This is a genomic window from Pseudomonas sp. Irchel 3E20 (genome assembly GCF_900187645.1).
GTDB lineage: Bacteria > Pseudomonadota > Gammaproteobacteria > Pseudomonadales > Pseudomonadaceae > Aquipseudomonas.
In genome coordinates this window covers 1-19,152 of record NZ_FYEE01000002.1, presented here as the reverse complement: position 1 = coordinate 19,152, position 19,152 = coordinate 1, and the positions used below count along the sequence as shown (strand labels likewise).

Sequence of the window (19,152 nt, the reverse complement as noted above, 5' to 3'; positions counted from 1 at the left end):
GTTAAATGCAGGCCAGGTGAACCCGCCTGGTCTGCACTGCCCGGGCACACAACATGAACGTTCTTTATCCGATGACCCCGACTTATCACCTGTCCCTGTGGCAAAAACGCCAAGCGGCGATGCTCTATTACTACTCGTCGCAAAGTTACCTGGACGCGTTGTTGCCGAAGATCGACGAGTTGATCGTCATGGCCGAGATGCTTTTGGAACGCCGTTCGATTCTCGACCCCCTGATGGTCAGCGAACGCTGGGGCGTGCGCGATACCGCAGCCAACTGGAGCACCGGCGGGTTTCCAGCCTTGATCGAGTACAGGGAAAACACCATGTGGGATATGGCCAAGCGCGCCGACCAGTGCTACGGCATCACGGGAACCAATCAATGCGCCCATATGCTGGGCGAGTTTTCAATGCAATGGGCCACTGCAGAACAGGAGAAAGCGTTTCGCGAACGGGCCAACGAGGTGTTTTCCTATGGTTTCAAAATTGATGAGGTTATGTGCCGCGATTGGGATGACATCACCTTCTGGTATGTCTGGAAAGACTGCAAACAGCACTTCCCTCAATTACCAAAGTTCAAAGTTCATCTGGATATTGAAGGTGAGACGGGAAGAGTACCGATTCGCACTGGCGTGTACCTCCCGCAGGATGATCCTCATGGTGCTTTGCAGTTCGGTTGGACCGGAGGCGGTGAGGGGATGTGGCAGTCTCTTGAAGAGTGCCAAACATTCAACGACATCGGGTTGGACGCCTTGAACGCAGTTGGGCGAGCGGGCCTGTGGGGCGATGATATCGGGTTATTGAACTTTGCTCGGCAACGTAAATACGCCAGTGTGTTCCCTAACATTGAACATCCGGCCCGCCACGAAATAATGGATAAAGCCTTCACCGAACGCCCCTGCAAGTGGTACTTCGTCGAACTTCTCGAAGGCGAGTTTGAAGACAGCGACCCCGACGCCATGGCCGACGCGCCGGGTAGCGAGCCGCAGCACCCGCCGCGCAAAGCCAGCGGCGAGCCGTGCCCCCACGCCGGTTGGTGGTTCAGCCCCGCCCGTGAAGGTTCGCGGCAGTATTTCCGTGATGGCGCGATTTTTCCCAAGCTGGAAGGCGACTACGGCTACACCTTCTGGCTCTGGAGCCCGGATCAGTCCAGGCCAACGTTGCTTTAAGCCCAAGCCGGGCTGCGCACCAGGGCCAACTGCGCCGGTGCCTGAGTACGCGGCTGGCTCAGGTAACGGGTGCAACTGACCCGCAGGAACGAGGCGAAATTGACCACCTCGCCACGGTAGTCCATCACCTCTTCATAGAGCTTGGCGATCAACTGGTTGGTGCTCATGCCATCGGCCTGGGCGATTTGGGCGAGGATGTCCCAGAACTGGTTTTCCAGGCGCAGGGTGGTGACCACGCCGCGGATGCGCAGGGAGCGCGAGCGTGACTCGTAGAGCATCGGATCGGCCTTGACGTACAGCTCGCACATGGCAAAAACCTCCTTTACAGCGTGATGGTGGTGCCCAGCAACCCGAGGAAACCGGCCAGCCATTGCGGGTGGGCCGGCCAGGCCGGGGCGGTGGCCAGGTTGCCTTGCACGTGGCCCGCCGTCACGGGAATGTCGATGTAAGTGCCGCCGGCCAGGCGCACTTCCGGGGCGCAGGCCGGGTAGGCGCTGCATTCGCGGCCCGCCAGAATGCCCGCTGCCGCCAGCAGTTGCGCACCATGGCACACCGCCGCAATCGGCTTGCCGGCCCGGTCGAAATCACGCACCAGTTGCAGCACTTGGTCGTTCAGGCGCAGGTACTCCGGCGCCCGGCCGCCGGGCACCAGCAGGGCGTCGTAGTCGGCCGCCGCGACCTGGGCGAAATCGAAATTGAGGGCAAACAAGTGGCCGGGTTTTTCGCTGTAGGTCTGGTCGCCCTCGAAATCATGGATCGCCGTGCGCACGGTCTGCCCGGCGGTTTTGTCCGGGCACACCGCGTGCACGGTATGGCCCACCATCGAAAGTGCCTGGAACGGCACCATCACTTCGTAGTCTTCGACGTAATCGCCGACCAGCATCAGGATTTTCTTCGCGGCCATGACGGGGTTCCTCGGGGTAAGTACAGGAAGTATTCACCCTAGCCCCAATTGGCCGGCGTGGGTAATAACCGCCTACTACACCGGGCCTGCGCGGCGGCGGCCGAGTGTAGCAAGCGGGCTTGCCCGCGTTGGGGTGCGCAGCAGCCCTGGGGTTTGTGCAAGCAGCACCACCGATCCGGCAAGCCCGCTTGCTACGGGGTGCCTTGGCGTTGGGGAGTACAAACTGTACGCCCCACTTCGCCCCCAGCTGTAACAGCGTAACCGCGGTGGTTTATGGCTAGATGGAGGCCACCCGCCACCTTTTGATTCCGGTTGCCCCTATGACTTCCCGCGAAAACACCGGCATGGCCCTGGGCCTGCTGGGCGTGATTATCTTCAGCCTGACCCTGCCTTTCACCCGCATCGTGGTGCAGGAAATCCACCCGTTGCTCAACGGCCTGGGCCGGGCGCTGTTCGCGGCGGTGCCGGCGGCGGCGCTGTTGATGTGGCGCCGGGAGAAGTGGCCGACCTGGGCGCAGGTCAAAGGCCTGTGCCTGGTGATCGCCGGGGTGATCCTGGGGTTTCCCGTGCTGTCGGCCTGGGCCATGCGGACCCTGCCCGCCTCCCACGGTGCGCTGGTCAACGGTTTGCAGCCGCTGTGTGTGGCGCTGTATGCGGCGTGGCTGTCCCATGAGCGGCCGTCGAAAGCCTTCTGGGCCTGCGCGGCCCTGGGCAGTGCGCTGGTGCTGGGTTATGCGCTGATAAGCGGCGCCGGCAGCATCCAGGCCGGGGACTTGCTGATGCTCGGCGCCATTGCCGTGGGCGGCTTGGGTTACGCCGAGGGCGGGCGCCTGGCGCGGGAGATGGGCGGCTGGCAGGTGATCTGCTGGGCGCTGGTGCTGTCCACCCCGCTGCTGATCGGCCCGGTGGCGTACCTGGCGCTGCAACACCAGGGCCCGGTGTCGGCCAAGGCTTGGTGGGCGTTTGGCTATGTGTCGCTGTTTTCCCAGTTTCTCGGCTTTTTCGCCTGGTACGCGGGGCTGGCCATGGGCGGCATCGCCCGGGTCAGCCAGATCCAGTTGCTGCAGATTTTCTTCACCATTGCTTTTTCGGCGCTGTTTTTTGGCGAACAAGTGGCGCCGATCACGTGGCTGTTTGCCACTGGGGTGATCGCCACGGTGATGCTGGGGCGCAGGACCGGGGTGCAGGCCGCGCCGGCCAGCAAGGGCAAGGTGCCACCATCGCGAGCAGGCTCGCTCCCACAGCGGAAAAAATGAAAAACCCACCCACACCACAGTTCAACTGTGGCAGCGGGCTTGAGGGCGCCATCGCGGGCAAGCCCGCTCCCACATAGGCCAGCGCCCCTATAACCCCCTTCCCATAAGGGGGAGCTTATTCGGGCAAGTAGCCATCGGCGCGCAGCAGGGTTTCCAGGCAATGCTCGCTGATGTTGTAGAAAGCCTTGAGGGCTTGGATTTTCACCAGCAGGGCCGCCGGGTCCAAGGGTTCGGGGCGTTTGATGGCGAGGATCATTTTGTTTTTGTTGGTGTGTTCCAAGGAGATGAATTCAAACACCTTGGTCTCGTAGCCGCAGGCTTCGAGGAACAGCGCACGCAGGCTGTCGGTGAGCATTTCGGCCTGTTGGCCCAGGTGCAGGCCGTATTGCAGCATCGGCTTGAGCAGCGCCGGGCTGTGGATTTGCAGGCGCAGCTGTTTATGGCAGCACGGCGAGCAGAGGATGATCGCCGCGCCCGAGCGGATGCCGGTGTGGATGGCGTAGTCGGTGGCGATGTCGCAGGCGTGCAGGGCGATCATCACGTCCAGTTCGCTGGGCGCGACGCTGCGCACGTCGCCGCATTTGAACGCCAGCCCGGGGTGTTGCAGGCGCGCGGCGGCGGCGTTGCACAGGGTCACCAGGTCTTGGCGCAGTTCTACGCCGGTGACTTGGCCGTCGGCCTGCAGGGTGTTGCGCAGGTAGTCGTGGATGGCGAAGGTCAGGTAGCCCTTGCCCGAGCCGAAATCCGCCACGCGCACCGGTTTGTCCAGGGCCAGGGGCGATGCGGTGAGGGCGTGGCTGAACACTTCGATGAACTTGTTGATCTGCTTCCACTTGCGCGACATGGCCGGGATCAGTTCGCCGCGGGCGTTGGTCACGCCCAGGTCGGCGAGGAACGGCCGGCTCAGGTCGAGGAAGCGGTGTTTCTCGCGGTCGTGTTCGGCCGAGGGCACTTCCCGCAGTTGCTGGGGCTTGCTCTTGAACAGCGAACTCTTGCCCTTTTTGCTGTATTCGAGCTGGGCTTCGTCGCTCAGGGTCAGCAAATGCGCGTTTTTGAAGGTAGCCGGCAACAGCCCGGCGATCAGCGCCACGCCTTCGTCCAGGGCCAAGTTCTTGGTGATGTCGCGGGTTTTGTAGCGGTACACGAAGCACAGGCACGCCTGCTCCTTGACCGTCACCTGCTTGACGGTGAGGCGTTGCAGCTCCACCTCGCTGCCCACGTGTTTGGCCAGCACCAGTTTGATAAAGCCGTTCTCGGCCAGGCTGGCGCGCAACAGGTCGAGAAATTGAGTGTGGTGATCGCCGCTGGCGGGGGTGGCAGGAACGGACATAAGCAAGGCGCCTCGGCGAGTGCGAATCGGAAAGTGGCGCGCATTTTAGGGGGGTTGGGCCGTGGGGACACGCAGTTATTTACACCACGGCCCACACACTCAGGCCAGCACCACCAAGCGGTTGGGCAATTCGTTGCGTTCGTGGGTCAGCGGCACGTGTTCCTTGAGCAGTTCGCCGCAGGCTTCGATGCAGGCGATGAAGCCCGCCAGGGTCTGGCCTTGCTTCACTTGGGCGGTGAAGGTGCTGACGATGGTTTCCCAGGCCTGGTTATCGAGGCGCCGGGAGATGCCTTCGTCCACCAGGATTTCCACGTAGCGCTCGGCCTCGCTGACGAAAATCAGCACGCCGGTGCTGCCCACGGTGTGGTGCAGGTTCTGCTCCAGGAACTGGCGCCGCGCCAGGTTCGAGGCGCGCCAGTGGCGCACCGAGCGGGGGATCAGGTAGCTGGTCAGCGCCGGCAGGCGAAACACCAGGCACAGCACCACAAAACTCACCCATTGGGTCAGCAGCAGGCTGTGCATGTTCATCCAGCCGCTGGCGTAATGCACCACGCCCGGCACCACCAGCGCCAACAGGCTGGCCCACAGCAGCGGGATGTAGGCGTAGTCGTCGGCCCGCGCCGCCAGCACAGTGACCAGTTCGGCGTCGGTTTGCCGCTCGACCCGGGCAATGGCCTGGGCCACTTGCCGTTGTTCGTATTCACTCAATAAAGCCATGGTTAGCACTGCCTGTTCAGGGTTGTTGTCACCAGCCGCCCGATGCACCGCCGCCGCCGAAGCTGCCGCCGCCACCGCCAAAGCCTCCGCCGCCCCCGCCGCCGCCGAAACCGCCGCTGGCCAAGCCGCCGAGAATACCGCCGACTATTGCGCCGGGGCCACCGCGCCCACGCCCGCGCCCGCCACCCCCGCCGAGCATCACGAACACCACCAGGATCAGCAGCCCGAACAGCAAAATGCCCGAATGGCGCGTGCTGGGCCCGGCCACCGGCTCATCCAGGGGGCTGCCGCCCAGCACCAACAGCATCGCGGCGACGCCGTCGCTGATGCCCTTGCTGAACTGGCCGTTCTTGAAGGCTGGGGTGATGACCTGGTTGAGGATGATCGAGGATTGCGCGTCGGTGAGGCGCTCTTCCAGGCCATAGCCGACTTCAATGCGCAACTTGCGCTCGTCGCGGGCGACGATCAACAGCGCGCCGTTGTTCTTGTCTTTCTGGCCGATGCCCCAGTGGCGCCCCAACTGGTAACCGAAGTCGTCGATGCTGGTGCCTTGCAGGTCAGGCAGGGTGACCACCACCACTTGCTCACCGGTGGCCTGCTCGTGGGCGGCCAGTTGCTGGGCCAGTTGCTGGCGCACAGCGGGCTCGATCAGGTTCGCGGTATCGACCACCCGCCCGCTGAGTTCGGGGAACTTGAGTTCGGCCTGGGCCGTGAGGGCCAAGGCCCAGAGCAGCGACAGGCCGATGTTCAACAGGCGCATGGCAGGTTCCTTAGAACTTCACTTGCGGGGCTTTGTCGGCGTCGGGGCTGGTGGCCTCGAAGTTCTCGCGGATCGGCAGGTCGCTGTACATCACGCTGTGCCACAAGCGGCCAGGGAAGGTGCGCAGCTCGGTGTTGTACTTCTGCACCGCGAGGATGAAGTCGCGCCGCGCCACGCTGATGCGGTTCTCGGTGCCTTCGAGTTGCGATTGCAGGGCCAGGAAGTTCTGGTTGGCCTTGAGGTCCGGGTAGCGCTCGGACACCACCATCAAACGGCTGAGGGCGCCGGTGAGTTGGTCCTGGGCCTGTTGGAACTGTTTGAGCTTTTCCGGGTTGTCCAGGGTGCTGGCGTCCACCTGAATGGACGTGGCCTTGGCCCGCGCCTCGATCACGGCGGTGAGGGTTTCCTGTTCGTGCTGGGCGTAGCCCTTGACCGTTTCCACCAGGTTGGGGATCAGGTCGGCGCGGCGCTGGTACTGGTTCTGCACCTGGGACCAAGCGGCCTTGGCCTGCTCGTCCAGGGTGGGAATGGTGTTGATGCCGCAGCCGCTGAGCAGCGTGCCGACCAGCAGCAAGACCGCCAGCTGCCAACCTGCGCGATAACCGTTTGGTGTGTTCATGGTGGTGACGCTCCCTCGGAGAATTGGAACCGGCGCTGGCCAGTGCCTGGCACTTTAATGTTGCGCCGCTACTGGCAAGCATCAAGCCTTTGAGCTAAAAGATGCCCTGTGCGAAAAGTCGTTGCCGAGTGTGCGGTATTTACCTGCACAACACCCGAACAACAATAGCCGCTCCCTATTTTTTGGCGAACGGGCTGCGTTTTTTTATAACGAGGCCCGCTCGCACCCCGAGAACAATATTGATGAAGAAGTTGTGTTTGCTGAGCCTGGCCATCGCCCTGGCCAGCCCTGGCGCGTGGGCCGCCACCGCCGATAACAAGGAAGCGTTCGTCAGTGACCTGCTCAAGCAGATGACCCTGGACGAAAAGATCGGCCAGTTGCGCCTTATCAGCATCGGCCCGGAAATGCCCCGCGAATTGATCCGCAAGGAAATCGCCGCCGGACGCATCGGCGGCACGTTCAACTCCATCACCCGCCCGGAAAACCGGCCGATGCAGGACGCGGCGATGCGCAGCCGCCTGAAGATCCCGATGTTCTTCGCCTATGACGTGATCCACGGGCACCGCACGATTTTCCCGATCCCCCTGGCGCTGGCCGCCTCCTGGGACATGGACGCCATTGGCCTGAGCGGGCGCATCAGCGCCAAGGAAGCCGCCGCCGACAGCATCGACCTGACGTTCGCGCCGATGGTCGATGTGTCCCGCGACCCACGCTGGGGCCGCACCTCCGAAGGCTTTGGCGAAGACACCTACCTGGTTTCACGCATCGCCCAGGTGATGGTCCGCGCCTTCCAGGGCCCGGCGCCGAGCGCGGCCGACAGCATCATGGCCAGCGTCAAGCACTTCGCCCTGTACGGCGCGGTCGAGGGCGGGCGTGACTACAACATCGTCGACATGAGCCTGGTCAAGATGTACCAGGACTACCTGCCGCCCTACCGCGCCGCCATCGACGCCGGTGCCGGCGGGGTGATGACCGCGCTCAACTCCATCAACGGCGTGCCGGCCTCTTCCAATACCTGGCTGATGCAAGACCTGCTGCGCAAGGAATGGGGCTTCAAGGGCCTGACCGTGAGCGACCATGGCGCAGTGTTCGAGCTCATCAACCACGGCGTGGCCCGCGATGGCCGCGAGGCGGCGAAACTGGCGATCAAGGCCGGCATCGACATGAGCATGAACGACAGCCTGTACGGCAAGGAACTGCCGGGGCTGCTCAAGGCCGGCGACATCGCCCAGAGCGACATCGACAACGCCGTGCGCGAAGTGCTGGGCGCCAAGTACGACATGGGCCTGTTCAAGGACCCGTACCTGCGCATCGGCAAGGCCGAGCAAGACCCGGCCGACCTCTACGCCCCTGAGCGCATGCACCGCAGCGAAGCCCGCGACGTGGCGCGCCGCAGCCTGGTGCTGCTGGAAAACCGCAACCAGACCCTGCCGCTGGCCAAGACCGCGAAAATCGCCCTGGTCGGCCCGCTGGCCAAGGCGCCCATCGACATGATGGGCAGTTGGGCCGCCGCCGGGCGCCCGGACCAATCGGTGACCCTGTTCGACGGCATGCGCGCGGCCATGGGCCAGCAAGCCACCCTGACCTACGCCCGCGGCGCCAACATCACGGGCGATGCCAAGGTGCTCGGCTACCTGAACTTCCTCAACTTCGACGCCCCGGAAGTGGTGGATGACCCGCGCCCGGCCGCGCAACTGATCGCCGAGGCGGTGAAAGCCGCGCAGCAGGCCGATGTGGTGGTGGCCGCGGTGGGCGAGTCGCGGGGCATGTCCCACGAATCCTCCAGCCGCACCGACCTGAACATTCCGGCCAGCCAACGCGAACTGATTAAAGCCCTCAAGGCCACCGGCAAGCCATTGGTGTTGGTGCTGATGAACGGCCGGCCGCTGTCGATCGTGGACGAGAAGGAACAGGCCGACGCCATCCTGGAAACCTGGTTCGCCGGCACCGAAGGCGGCAACGCCATCGCCGACGTGCTGTTCGGCGACTACAACCCGTCGGGCAAACTGCCCCTGACCTTCCCACGCTCGGTAGGCCAGATCCCCACCTACTACAACCACCTGAGCATCGGCCGCCCGTTCACCCCGGGCAAACCCGGCAACTACACCTCCCAATACTTCGACGACACCACCGGGCCGCTGTACCCGTTCGGCTATGGCCTGAGCTACACCGACTTCAGCCTCAGCGACATGGCGCTGTCGTCCACCACGCTGAACAAAAGCGGCACCCTGGACGCCACCATCAAGGTCAAGAACACCGGCCGGCGCGATGGCGAAACCGTGGTGCAGTTGTACGTGCAGGACGTCACCGGCTCGATGATCCGCCCGGTCAAGGAGCTCAAGGGCTTCCAGAAATTGATGCTCAAGGCCGGCGAAGAGAAGGTGCTGCGCTTTACCCTGAGCGAGGACGACTTGAAGTTCTACAACACCCAACTGCAATACGCCGCCGAACCGGGCAAGTTCAACGTGCAGATCGGCCTCAACTCGCGGGATGTGAAGCAGCAGAGTTTTGAGTTGCTCTGACTGAAAACGGTGGGGCTGATGTGGGAACGGGCCGGGCGGCGCTCCGCACGCCCCCCGGTTGCGGTGGGTCAGCCAGCAGATGGGCTGGCCGGTCATCCGCCATCGCGGGCGAGCCCGCTCCCACAGTTGTTCGCATTAATCGCTGCCCGGCTCAGCCGCGCCTATCCAGCAAGTTGACCACCACCCGGTCCACCCAACCCCATATCCGCTGTTTGACCCGCCGCCACAACGGGCGGCGCTGCCAATCCTGCAGGCTGACGATTTCGCTTTGGGCGAAATCAGCCTCGAAACTGGCCGCCACGGCCCGGGTCAGGTCCGGGTCGAGGGCTTCAAGGTTGGCTTCCAGGTTGAAGCGCAGGTTCCAGTGGTCGAAGTTGCATGAGCCAATGCTCACCCAGTCATCGACCAGCACCATTTTCAGGTGCAAAAAACACGGCTGGTATTCAAAAATCCGCACCCCGGCCTTGAGCAGCCGTGGGTAGTAGCGGTGCCCGGCATAACGCACCGAGGGGTGGTCGGTGCGCGGCCCGGTGAGCAACAGGCGCACGTCCACGCCCCGGGCGGCAGCCTTGCGCAGGGAGCGGCGCACTTTCCAGGTAGGCAGAAAATACGGCGTGGCCAGCCAGATCCGCCGTTGCCCGCTGTTGAGGGCACGCACCAGGGCTTGGAGGATGTCGCGGTGCTGGCGGGCGTCGGCGTAGGCCACCCGGCCCATGCCCGAACCACTGGGCGGCACCCGGGGCAGGCGTTGCAGGCCAAAGTGCGAGGTGGGTTTCCACGCCGTGCGGTGGCGGTTGGCGAGCCACTGGCGGTCGAACAGCATTTGCCAGTCGAGCACCAGCGGCCCGCTGATCTGCACCATCACTTCGTGCCATTGGCTGACGTCTTCGCCGGGCATCCAGAACTCATCCGTCACCCCCGTGCCACCGACCACCGCCAGGCCCTGGTCCACCAGCAGCAGTTTGCGGTGGTCGCGGTACAGGTTACGCACCCAGCGCCGCCAACTGAGGCGGTTGTAGAAGCGCAACTCGACCCCGGCATCGGTCAGGCGCCGACGCAGCCCTAGGGTGAAGGCCAGGCTGCCGTAGTCGTCGAACAGGCAACGCACCCGCACACCGCGCTCGGCGGCTTGTACCAGGGCCTGGACCATGGCTTCGGCGCAGGCGCCCGCCTCCACCAGGTACAGCTCCAGTTCCACCTGCTGCTCGGCGCGGGCGATGGCCACCAGCATGCGCGGGAAAAACTGCGGGCCGTCGATCAACAGCTCGAAGCGGTTGCCTTCACGCCAGGGGAACACCCCGCCGCTCATGTCAGCGCGCCGTGAAAATCAGCACCGCACCCACCGGCACCGACAAACTGATGGCCTTGAGCCCGGCCGCTTTGCGCAGGGCCTCCAGGCCCGGTTGCAGGTCGAAGTCACGGGCGTTGAGCACCAACGGCTCCAGGGTCACGACCTGAAAGCGCCGGTCGTCCAGGCGCGTGGCCAACAGCTCGGCGTTATAGCTATGGGCCTTGCCGTGCAGGGTCACGGTCAGGGGCAGGCGCAATTCCAGTTGGGCGCCGGGGGCCAGGTCGTTGATGGGGCGCAGGTCGATCTGCGCACTGACCAGGGCCTGGGGGAAGGTCTTGACCTCGAACAGATCGCGGCGCATGCGCTCATCGCGCAGGGGAATGCCGCTGAGGACGGAGTCCATCTCCACCTGCAACTGCGCCGCGCCCTTGGCGTCCACCTTGCCATGCAGGACCAAAAAGCGCTGAACTTCGGAGATATGGGTGTTTTTTGTAGTGATAAACGACAAACGCGAAGATTCGCCATCCAAATACCAATTGGCCTGGGCCGACAGCGCGGTACAGGCCAACAGCACGGCCGACAGGGTTTTGCACAGGGAAAGGCTGGACATAGGCACTCATGAACCGGGAAACGTGAGGCGAACAGTACCCGGCCCGTGGGCCGTTGCAAACTGCTGATCGATGGCGACAGGCCTTGTGGGCGCGGCGCGGCAGCGATCTGGCTTGCCCACGATTGCGGATTGCCTGCCGGCGCATTGGTTGGTTGACCCAATGCCGTCGCTGCATGGGTAGCTACATAACTGGGGTTGGGGGCATCTCACTCCACCAACCGACACCCCACCCGCTCCCCCAACCACGCGGCACCGTGACTTCGGCCCAGGCCGCTGGCGGTTACCTGCTTGGTCGCCGGGTCGTCGCGCAAGCCGCTAAGCGGCAGGTACTGGCGCACATAGCCTTGGCAGTAAGCGGCCGGGTGCTGCATCACGTAGCGGCACGAGCAGTACTCCTTGGCGGTGTAAGCACTCAGGATGTCGGGAAACGCCTCAAGGGCCTGGCGTGCCTGCCAGGCCCAGGCCAGCAGGGCCAACAGGAACAGGCCCAGCAGGCCGAGGAATGGGTGGCGGCGCAGCCAGGGGCGGCGGTTCATGGCTGCACCGCGGCGAGGATGCGGGCCAGCAGTTCGTTGTGGCGGAAACTGGCGTCACGGTCGTCGCCGTAGCGCACGATCACCAGGTTGGCGCCAGGGATCACATACAACGCCTGGCCCCAGTGGCCAAGGGCGGCGAAGGCGTCGGCCGGGGCGGCGGGCCAGGGCCGGTCGGCGCCGCCCACCGCGCGGTTGAGCCACCAGTGGCCGCCCGGCACGGCGGCGTCCTGGCCGGCGCGGTAACCGGCAAAGGGCTGGCGGCTGAACGTGACCCACTGGCGCGGTAGCAATTGGCGGCCCTCCCAGCGCCCGTCGCGCAGCATCAGCAGGCCCACGCGCGCCAGGTCGCGGGCGGTGAGGTAGGCATAGGAGGAGGCGATAAAAGTGCCGCTGGCGTCGGTTTCCCACACGGCACCGCGGATGCCCAAGGGCTCGAACAGCGCGGTCCAGGGATAGTCCGCATACCGCGCGCCGAGCATGCCTTTGAGCGCCGCCGAGAGCAGGTTGCTGTCGCCGCTGGAATAGCGGAACGCCCGCCCCGGCGCGCTGGCGGCCGGGTGCGCAGCGGTGAAGGCGGCCATGTCCGCCCGCCCGCGGGTGTAGAGCATGGCCACCACCGAGGCGTTGAGCGGCGCGTATTCGTAGTCTTCCTGCCAGTCCAGGCCCGAGGCCCAGTGCAGCAAGTCGGCCAGGGTGATGGCCGGGTGGCCGGCCAGGGCTGGGTAGTAGCGCATCGCCGGGTCGGTGAGGGCAAAATGCCCTTCGCCATGGGCCACGCCCAGCAGAGTGGCCAGCAGGCTTTTGCTGATGGACCAGGTCAGGTGCGGGGTGTCGGCGGTGGTGGGCGCGGCGTAGCGTTCGTAGATGACCTGGCCGTCGCGGATCACCACTAAGGCGTCGGTGCGGATGCCCTCGCGGGTGGCGTCGTCGCGAGGGGCGAAGGCGTAGTCTTCCAGGGCCTTGAGCGCCGGGCCCGCCAGGGGCGGGCCGGCGTCCCACTGCTCGCCCGGCCAGTTTTCGGCGCGCGCGCCCAGGCTTGTCAGCAACAGCACAACCAGCAGGGTCAGGCCTTTGAACATGGCGAGGGCTCGGCGAAGGGGTGGGCCAAGCCTAGCCGAGCCACATGACAGTTGCCGCGTTTATCCGGCCAGGGCTTTGGCCAGGCGTTGGGCCCGCGCCGCGCCGGCCAGTTGCAGCAAGCCCTGGTCGCGCTGCCACAGGCCCGCCCACAGCGCCGGGCCCGCCGCCAACGCCGCGTCCAACTCAGGCTTGAGGGCCTCGAACTGGGCAAACACACCGCCCAGCAGCACATGGGCGGCGCGCTCGTCGGGGCAGTGGCGGCTGACTTCGGCGCACCCGGCCAACAGCGCCAGCAGGCGCAGTTGCAGGGGTTGCGCCCAGGCGCAGTCCTGCCCCACGCCATACAACCAGGCGCACAGGGCGCTGAGCACGTAGGTGTCTTCCAGGGTGCGGAAGGGTTTGACGTAGGCGTCCCAGCCGTCCCCGGCCAGCAGTTCGCAGTGGGCGTTGTCCAGGTGCAGGCGGCCGTGGCTGATCTCCGGCATCAGGGCAATGGGCGGCAGTTTTTCCACGCGCACGCCGGCCTCCCCGGCGTACACCACGGCCAGGTTCAGGCGTGCAGGTTCGCCCAAGGCTTCGCTGCGCGCCGACACCAGCAGCCAGTCCGCCGCGTCACCGGCGGTGACGAAGTCCTTGCGCCCGCTCAGGCGCAAGTTGTCGAGGCGGGTGTGCATGTCGCTGGGGCGCAGGCTGCGCTGTTCGGTCGCACACAAAGCGCCCAGGGTGGGCGGTGCACTGGGCCACAACAGGCGCAACGCAGCCTGGTAACCGAGCAGGAACGCCCACCCGGGCGTGGCCGCCCCATGGCCACCGCGCACCGCCAATTCAAACGGCGCAACGCTGCCGATTTGCTCCAGCACTGCGCTGTAACCCTGCGCCAGGTCAGGGTGGGCGGGCATTCGCGCAGGCGCATTGAACAGGGTCGACCAAGGCATGAAAGGGTCCTCAAGGGGCTGTCACATAAGCATCACCAAAGCTTCATGGCGATGACACCGGGGCTACATAGCCTGACTTTGCACAACAATTGGACACAAAGAAAGTCGCTCGGCTGCCACCCATGATGGGGCCGTGGCCCGTACGGAGATCGGCAATGACTCAACTCGCACGCAGCACCGACACCGGCACCGAACGCCACCTGCAAGCCGAGCGCCTGATCGGCGCCCAGGCCTTGCGCGAGGCCCAGGCCCTGCGCTTCAACGTGTTCAGTGGCGAGTTCAACGCCAAGCTCAAGGGCGCGGAGCTGGGCCTGGACATGGATGACTACGATGTGCACTGCGCCCACATCGGCGTGCGCGACCTCAACAGCGGGCGCCTGGTGGCGACCACGCGCCTGCTGGACCACCAGGCCGCCAGCAGCCTGGGGCGGTTCTACAGCGAAGAAGAGTTCAGCCTGCACGGTTTGGTCCACCTCAAAGGCCCGATCCTGGAAATCGGCCGCACCTGCGTTGACCCGGCGTACCGCAACGGCGGCACCATCGCCGTGCTCTGGGGCGAATTGGCCGAAGTGCTCAACCAGGGCGGCTACAGCTACCTGATGGGCTGCGCCAGCATCCCCATGCAGGACGGTGGCCTGCAGGCCCAGGCGATCATGCAGCGCCTGCGCGAACGCCACCTGTGCACCGAGCACCTGCGGGCCGAACCGAAAAACCCGTTGCCCCACCTGGACGTGCCGGCCAATGTCATCGCGCAGATGCCGCCGCTGCTCAAGGCCTACATGCGCCTGGGCGCGAAGATCTGCGGCGAGCCGTGCTGGGACGAGGATTTCCAGGTGGCCGACGTGTTTATCCTGCTCAAGCGCGACGAGTTGTGCCCGCGCTACGCCCGCCACTTCAAGGCGGCCGTGTGATGAGCCGGTTGCGGGTGTACGCGCGCATCGCCCGGGTGCTGATGGTGGTGGCGCTGGGGTTGAGCATGGCCACGCTGTTCGGCCTGTTCGAGCGCCTGGGCATCGCCAACTCCATGGTGCGGCGCCAGCGCTGGTCGCGGTTTTTCATGGCGCGCCTGAGCAACGCCCTGCCCTTTCGCGTGCGGGTGCTGGGCCAGGTGCCGACGCAGCCGCTGCTGTGGGTGAGCAACCATGTGTCCTGGACCGACATCCCACTGCTGGGCATGCTCACGCCGCTGTCGTTTCTGTCCAAGGCCGAAGTGCGCACCTGGCCGGTGGCCGGGTGGTTGGCGGCCAAGGCCGGCAGCCTGTTTATCCGCCGCGGCTCGGGCGACAGCCAGTTGATCCGCAAGCAGATGAGCCGGCACCTGGAGCAACAGCACCCGCTGCTGATGTTCCCCGAAGGCACCACCACCGACGGCCGTGCCCTGCGCACGTTCCATGGGCGCTTGCTGTCGGCGGCCATCGACACCGCCACCGCGGTACAACCCGTGGCGATCCGCTATTTGCGCCACGGCCAGCTCGACCCGCTCGCGCCGTTCATTGGCGACGATGACTTGCTCTCGCACCTGATGCGCCTGTTCGCCAACGATCAGGGCGAGGTGGAAATCCACCTGCTCAAACCCATCCCCAGCCTGGGCAAAGAACGCGCCGCCCTGGCCTTCGAGGCCCAGCAAGCAGTGCAAAAAGCCCTGTTTGGCGCCCTGCCCCACCCCCAGCAGATGCCCGTGCGCCCAGCGTTTGCGGCGTGAGCTATAGGGGGGGTGAGGCGACCTGTGGAGGGCCTGCCCGTGATGGCGGTGTGACAGCCACCGAAAATATCGGCTAGCTGGCCGCTATCGCGAGCAGGCTCGCTCACACGGGGGAACTCCCCAGGGGTTTCAGGTCGCCAGGCGACCGTGGGAAAACACCTGCAACTGCGGATAAAACAGCCGAAAGTCGTCACTCAACGGCTCGTACAAGCGCTCCAGTTCCACCATCGCCGCGTTCAACTCCTCTGGCCGTGACAGGCGCCGGGCGATACCGCGCAGGACTTGCTCGAGCACGGCGAAATCCCGGTACGAACCCAGCCAGTCGTTGGCCATCATGTGCGGCGCGACCCGGGCCAAGCGCTCGGGCAGGCACGGCTCGGCCGCCAGCACCCGGTACACCCCGGCCGTGAAGTGCTCCAACGGCCCGTCGCTGTACTGCGCCCAGTCGCGGGCCAGGCAATGGTCGAAAAACACGTCCAAGACAATCCCCGCATAGCGCCGCCGCGTATCGGTAAAGCGCGACAGCGCCTGGCCCACCACGGCATGGCGGTCGGTGAAAACGTCGATCTGGCGGTGCAGCGCAATGGCCGCTTCGATTTGCGGCGGGTAATGCCCGCGCAACTGCCCTTTGACGAAATCGCCATACAGGCTGCCCAGCAATTGCCCCGGGCGCTGGCCACCGAGGTGAAGATGTGCGAGATAGTTCATCGGCGCAGCTTAGCACTGCGCCCTACATATCGTTATAACTCGATATACCGATTTATGCTGATATCAGATCAAAATCATATTGGTATATCGCGAAATACCGATTTAAAGTTCGCCTCATCGCGATATAACGTTTTACCCACCCGAGCACCGCCATGAACATTGACCTCGACGAAATAATAAAAGCCCTGGCACACCCAGTACGGCGAGACATTCTCAACTGGCTCAAGGACCCCAAGGTCCAGTTCCCCGACCAGACCCACAACCACGAGTACGGCATTTGCGCCGGGCAGATCGACCAACGCTGCGGCCTGTCGCAATCGACCGTCTCCGCACACCTGGCGACCCTGCAACGGGCCGGCCTGATTACCAGCCAGAAAGCCGGCCAGTGGCACTTTTTCAAACGCAACGAGGACGTGATCCAAGCGTTCATCCGCGCCATTAGCAAAGAGCTCTGACCCAGAGTTCCACAAGGATTCACCCATGCCCCTCTCGCTCCTCATCCTGGCCTTGAGCGCCTTCGCCATCGGCACCACCGAGTTCGTCATCATGGGCCTTCTGCCCGATGTGGCGGCGGACCTGGGCGTGTCGATCCCCGGCGCCGGGTGGCTGGTCACCGGCTACGCCCTGGGCGTGGCCATCGGTGCACCCTTTATGGCCCTGGCCACCGCTCGGCTGCCGCGCAAGGCTGCGCTGGTGGCGTTGATGGGCATCTTCATCATCGGCAACTTGCTCTGCGCCCTGGCCAGTGACTACAACGTGCTGATGTTCGCCCGGGTCGTCACAGCCCTGTGCCATGGTGCGTTCTTCGGTATCGGCTCGGTGGTGGCAGCCAACCTGGTGCCGGCCAACAAGCGGGCGTCGGCCGTTGCGCTGATGTTCACCGGCCTGACCCTGGCCAACGTCCTCGGCGTGCCGCTGGGCACCGCCCTGGGCCAGGAATACGGCTGGCGCTCGACCTTCTGGGCGGTGACGGTGATTGGCGTGATCGCCTTGACCGGCCTGATCCGCTTCCTGCCGGCCAAGCGCGACGAGGAAAAACTCGACATGGGCGCCGAACTGGCGGCCCTCAAGGGTGCGGGGATCTGGCTGTCGCTGAGCATGACGGCGCTGTTCTCGGCGTCCATGTTCACCCTGTTCACCTACGTCGCGCCGCTGCTGGGGGACGTCACCGGCGTCTCGCCCAAGGGCGTGACCTGGACCCTGCTGCTGATCGGCTTGGGCCTGACCCTGGGCAATATCATCGGCGGCAAGCTGGCGGACAAACGCCTGGCGGCGACCCTGATCGGCGTATTCGTGGCCATGGCCGTGGTGTCCACGGTGCTGAGCTGGACCAGCGTGGCATTGATCCCTACCGAGATCACCCTGTTCCTCTGGGCCGTGGCCTCCTTCGCCGCGGTGCCGGCGCTGCAGATCAACGTGGTGACCTTCGGCAAGGCCGCGCCGAACCTGGTGTCGACCCTGAACATCGGCGCGTTCAACGTCGGCAATGCCCTCGGCGCCTGGGTCGGCGGCAGCGTGATCGCCCACGGCTTGGGCCTGACCCGCGTGCCCCTGGCCGCTGGCGCCCTGGCGGTCCTGGCGCTGCTGGTGACTCTCATTACCTTCCGTCAGGGCGGCAATGCTGACCTGGCCCCCGCAACTAACTGACTACCCAGAGGATTATTGGCATGACGACTATTTTTGACCCCATCACCCTCGGCGACCTCCAACTGCCTAACCGCATCATCATGGCGCCCCTGACCCGCTGCCGCGCTGACGAGGGCCGGGTGCCCAACGCGCTGATGGCCGAGTACTACGTGCAACGCGCCTCCGCGGGCCTGATCCTCAGCGAAGCCACCTCGGTCACGCCCCTGGGCGTGGGTTACCCGGACACCCCGGGCATCTGGTCCAACGACCAGGTGCGTGGCTGGAGCAACGTCACCCGCGCCATCCACGGCGCGGGCGGGCGAATCTTCCTGCAGCTGTGGCACGTGGGGCGCATTTCCCATCCCTCGTACCTGAACGGCGAAACCCCGGTGGCGCCAAGCGCGCTGCAACCCAAGGGCCACGTCAGCCTGGTGCGCCCACTGGCGGACTACCCCACCCCGCGCGCCCTGGAAACCGAAGAAGTGGCCGACATTGTCGAGGCCTACCGCGTGGGTGCGGAAAACGCCAAGGCCGCCGGTTTTGACGGCGTGGAGATCCACGGCGCGAACGGCTACCTGCTCGACCAGTTCCTGCAAAGCAGCACCAACCAGCGCACCGATCGCTACGGCGGCTCCCTGGAAAACCGCGCGCGCCTGCTGCTGGAAGTGACCGACGCCGCCATCGAAGTTTGGGGCGCCGGCCGCGTCGGCGTGCACCTGGCGCCGCGGGCCGATTCCCACGACATGGGCGACGCCAACCTCAGCGAAACCTTCACCTACGTGGCCCGGGAGCTGGGCAAACGCGGCATCGCGTTCATCTGCTCGCGGGAAAAGGAAGGCGCCGACAGCCTCGGCCCGCAACTCAAGCAAGCCTTCGGCGGCCCGTACATCGCCAACGAACGCTTCACCAAGGCCAGCGCCAACGCCTGGCTGGCCAGCGGCAAGGCTGACGCGGTCGCCTTCGGCATCCCGTTCATCGCCAACCCGGACCTGCCGGCCCGCCTCAAAGCCGATGCACCGCTCAACGAGCCGCACCCGGAAACCTTCTACGGCAAAGGCCCGGTGGGCTACATCGACTACCCGGTGCTGTAACGCAGGTGCCCGCTCACTAAAAAGGCCCGCGCCCTTCTGGACGCGGGCCTTTTTTGCACCCTCGGCCTAGCGCAACAGCGCGGGCCTCTCGGGGATTCGCGGTGCCGCTATCGCAGCACGGGATCGTGCCCGCCACTGCTGTTGGGGATGGTTTCATTGCCTCACTCCCGGCGCGCCGAAAAGGAAGGGGTCGGCCCAGCGGGTTTTCGCGTTGTGGGCTTTGGTGGCTGCGTCGGGCGGGCGGACCATTTGCACGGTGGTGCTGCCGTCGCTGCCGTTGTAGACCACCGCGCTGGTGC

General features: G+C 65.1%; 20 protein-coding genes. 8 read left to right on the top strand and 12 right to left on the bottom strand.

Features of this window, described 5'->3' with window-relative positions; all coding sequences use genetic code 11:
- The first annotated feature begins 53 nt into the window (after window positions 1-53).
- Window positions 54-1,166 carry a hypothetical protein gene (locus CKW13_RS03475; protein ID WP_141233949.1) on the top strand — a complete coding sequence of 371 codons (1,113 nt, stop codon included), beginning with the start codon at window positions 54-56 and terminating at the stop codon, window positions 1,164-1,166.
- Here the strand turns inward: CKW13_RS03475 and CKW13_RS03470 are convergent.
- Together CKW13_RS03470 and CKW13_RS03465 are read right to left on the bottom strand one after the other, a co-directional pair.
- Entirely contained in the window at window positions 1,163-1,474 is a 312-nt protein-coding gene (locus CKW13_RS03470; RefSeq protein ID WP_095107070.1) for a ribbon-helix-helix domain-containing protein, read from the bottom strand. The two genes, CKW13_RS03475 and CKW13_RS03470, sit on opposite strands and share 4 nt — an antisense overlap.
- Before the next feature lie 14 nt (window positions 1,475-1,488).
- Window positions 1,489-2,070, bottom strand: a complete 582-nt coding sequence (locus tag CKW13_RS03465; RefSeq protein WP_095107068.1) for a DJ-1/PfpI family protein — start codon at window positions 2,068-2,070, stop codon at window positions 1,489-1,491.
- Between the two features lie 320 nt (window positions 2,071-2,390).
- Between CKW13_RS03465 and CKW13_RS03460 the strand changes: the two genes are divergently transcribed.
- On the top strand, window positions 2,391-3,326 hold the full coding sequence (locus CKW13_RS03460) for a DMT family transporter (RefSeq protein WP_095107066.1): 936 nt from the start codon (window positions 2,391-2,393) through the stop codon (window positions 3,324-3,326).
- 115 nt (window positions 3,327-3,441) lie between these two features.
- Here CKW13_RS03460 and CKW13_RS03455 read toward each other — a convergent pair whose 3' ends face one another.
- The 4 genes from CKW13_RS03455 to CKW13_RS03440 all read right to left on the bottom strand — a co-directional run bounded on the left by CKW13_RS03455 (window position 3,442) and on the right by CKW13_RS03440 (window position 6,752).
- On the bottom strand, window positions 3,442-4,656 hold the full coding sequence (locus CKW13_RS03455) for an SAM-dependent methyltransferase (protein ID WP_095107064.1): 1,215 nt from the start codon (window positions 4,654-4,656) through the stop codon (window positions 3,442-3,444).
- Between the two features lie 99 nt (window positions 4,657-4,755).
- Window positions 4,756-5,373 carry a TPM domain-containing protein gene (locus CKW13_RS03450; RefSeq protein WP_095107062.1) on the bottom strand — a complete coding sequence of 206 codons (618 nt, stop codon included), beginning with the start codon at window positions 5,371-5,373 and terminating at the stop codon, window positions 4,756-4,758.
- A gap of 28 nt (window positions 5,374-5,401) precedes the next feature.
- Complete coding sequence (locus CKW13_RS03445) at window positions 5,402-6,133, bottom strand: YgcG family protein (protein WP_095107060.1); 732 nt, start codon at window positions 6,131-6,133, stop codon at window positions 5,402-5,404.
- Between the two features lie 10 nt (window positions 6,134-6,143).
- Window positions 6,144-6,752 carry a LemA family protein gene (locus CKW13_RS03440; RefSeq protein WP_095107058.1) on the bottom strand — a complete coding sequence of 203 codons (609 nt, stop codon included), beginning with the start codon at window positions 6,750-6,752 and terminating at the stop codon, window positions 6,144-6,146.
- 242 nt (window positions 6,753-6,994) lie between these two features.
- Between CKW13_RS03440 and bglX the strand changes: the two genes are divergently transcribed.
- Window positions 6,995-9,274, top strand: a complete 2,280-nt coding sequence (gene bglX / locus CKW13_RS03435) for a beta-glucosidase BglX (protein WP_095107056.1) — start codon at window positions 6,995-6,997, stop codon at window positions 9,272-9,274.
- Window positions 9,275-9,425: 151 nt separating this feature from the next.
- On the opposite strand, the gene CKW13_RS03430 is transcribed toward bglX, so the two are convergent.
- The 5 genes from CKW13_RS03430 to CKW13_RS03410 all read right to left on the bottom strand — a co-directional run bounded on the left by CKW13_RS03430 (window position 9,426) and on the right by CKW13_RS03410 (window position 13,726).
- The gene (locus CKW13_RS03430; protein ID WP_095107054.1) at window positions 9,426-10,583 is read right to left on the bottom strand and encodes a phosphatidylserine/phosphatidylglycerophosphate/cardiolipin synthase family protein; all 1,158 of its coding nucleotides are present in this window, start codon (window positions 10,581-10,583) and stop codon (window positions 9,426-9,428) included.
- A gap of 1 nt (window position 10,584) precedes the next feature.
- Window positions 10,585-11,175, bottom strand: a complete 591-nt coding sequence (locus CKW13_RS03425) for a YceI family protein (RefSeq protein WP_095107053.1) — start codon at window positions 11,173-11,175, stop codon at window positions 10,585-10,587.
- 206 nt (window positions 11,176-11,381) lie between these two features.
- Window positions 11,382-11,711: an amidase gene (locus CKW13_RS03420; RefSeq protein WP_095107052.1), complete on the bottom strand. Its 330-nt coding sequence runs from the start codon at window positions 11,709-11,711 to the stop codon at window positions 11,382-11,384.
- A complete protein-coding gene (locus CKW13_RS03415) occupies window positions 11,708-12,790 on the bottom strand; it encodes a serine hydrolase (protein ID WP_095107051.1) in 1,083 nt (360 codons plus the stop codon). Before CKW13_RS03415 ends, CKW13_RS03420 begins: the two co-directional genes overlap by 4 nt.
- A gap of 60 nt (window positions 12,791-12,850) precedes the next feature.
- Window positions 12,851-13,726, bottom strand: a complete 876-nt coding sequence (locus CKW13_RS03410; RefSeq protein ID WP_095107049.1) for an acyl-CoA dehydrogenase family protein — start codon at window positions 13,724-13,726, stop codon at window positions 12,851-12,853.
- A 155-nt stretch (window positions 13,727-13,881) separates the two neighbouring features.
- Here CKW13_RS03410 and olsB point away from each other — a divergent pair, with 155 nt between their 5' ends.
- Both olsB and CKW13_RS03400 read left to right on the top strand, forming a co-directional pair.
- Entirely contained in the window at window positions 13,882-14,637 is a 756-nt protein-coding gene (olsB, locus tag CKW13_RS03405) for an L-ornithine N(alpha)-acyltransferase (RefSeq protein WP_095107048.1), read from the top strand.
- Window positions 14,637-15,428, top strand: coding sequence for a 1-acyl-sn-glycerol-3-phosphate acyltransferase (locus tag CKW13_RS03400; RefSeq protein WP_095107046.1), 792 nt, complete (start codon window positions 14,637-14,639; stop codon window positions 15,426-15,428). The genes olsB and CKW13_RS03400 overlap by 1 nt, the downstream gene beginning before the upstream one ends.
- Before the next feature lie 129 nt (window positions 15,429-15,557).
- Here the strand turns inward: CKW13_RS03400 and CKW13_RS03395 are convergent, their stop codons facing one another.
- Window positions 15,558-16,136 (bottom strand): ACP phosphodiesterase, encoded by a 579-nt coding sequence (locus tag CKW13_RS03395; RefSeq protein ID WP_095107044.1) that lies wholly within the window; start codon window positions 16,134-16,136, stop codon window positions 15,558-15,560.
- 152 nt (window positions 16,137-16,288) lie between these two features.
- Between CKW13_RS03395 and CKW13_RS03390 the strand changes: the two genes are divergently transcribed.
- The 3 genes from CKW13_RS03390 to CKW13_RS03380 are packed head-to-tail and all read left to right on the top strand — an operon-like array spanning window position 16,289 to window position 18,853.
- Window positions 16,289-16,591 carry a helix-turn-helix transcriptional regulator gene (locus tag CKW13_RS03390; protein WP_095107042.1) on the top strand — a complete coding sequence of 101 codons (303 nt, stop codon included), beginning with the start codon at window positions 16,289-16,291 and terminating at the stop codon, window positions 16,589-16,591.
- A gap of 25 nt (window positions 16,592-16,616) precedes the next feature.
- On the top strand, window positions 16,617-17,783 hold the full coding sequence (locus tag CKW13_RS03385) for an MFS transporter (RefSeq protein ID WP_095107040.1): 1,167 nt from the start codon (window positions 16,617-16,619) through the stop codon (window positions 17,781-17,783).
- 20 nt (window positions 17,784-17,803) lie between these two features.
- Complete coding sequence (locus CKW13_RS03380; RefSeq protein WP_095107038.1) at window positions 17,804-18,853, top strand: alkene reductase; 1,050 nt, start codon at window positions 17,804-17,806, stop codon at window positions 18,851-18,853.
- The last annotated feature ends 299 nt before the right edge of the window (window positions 18,854-19,152 follow it).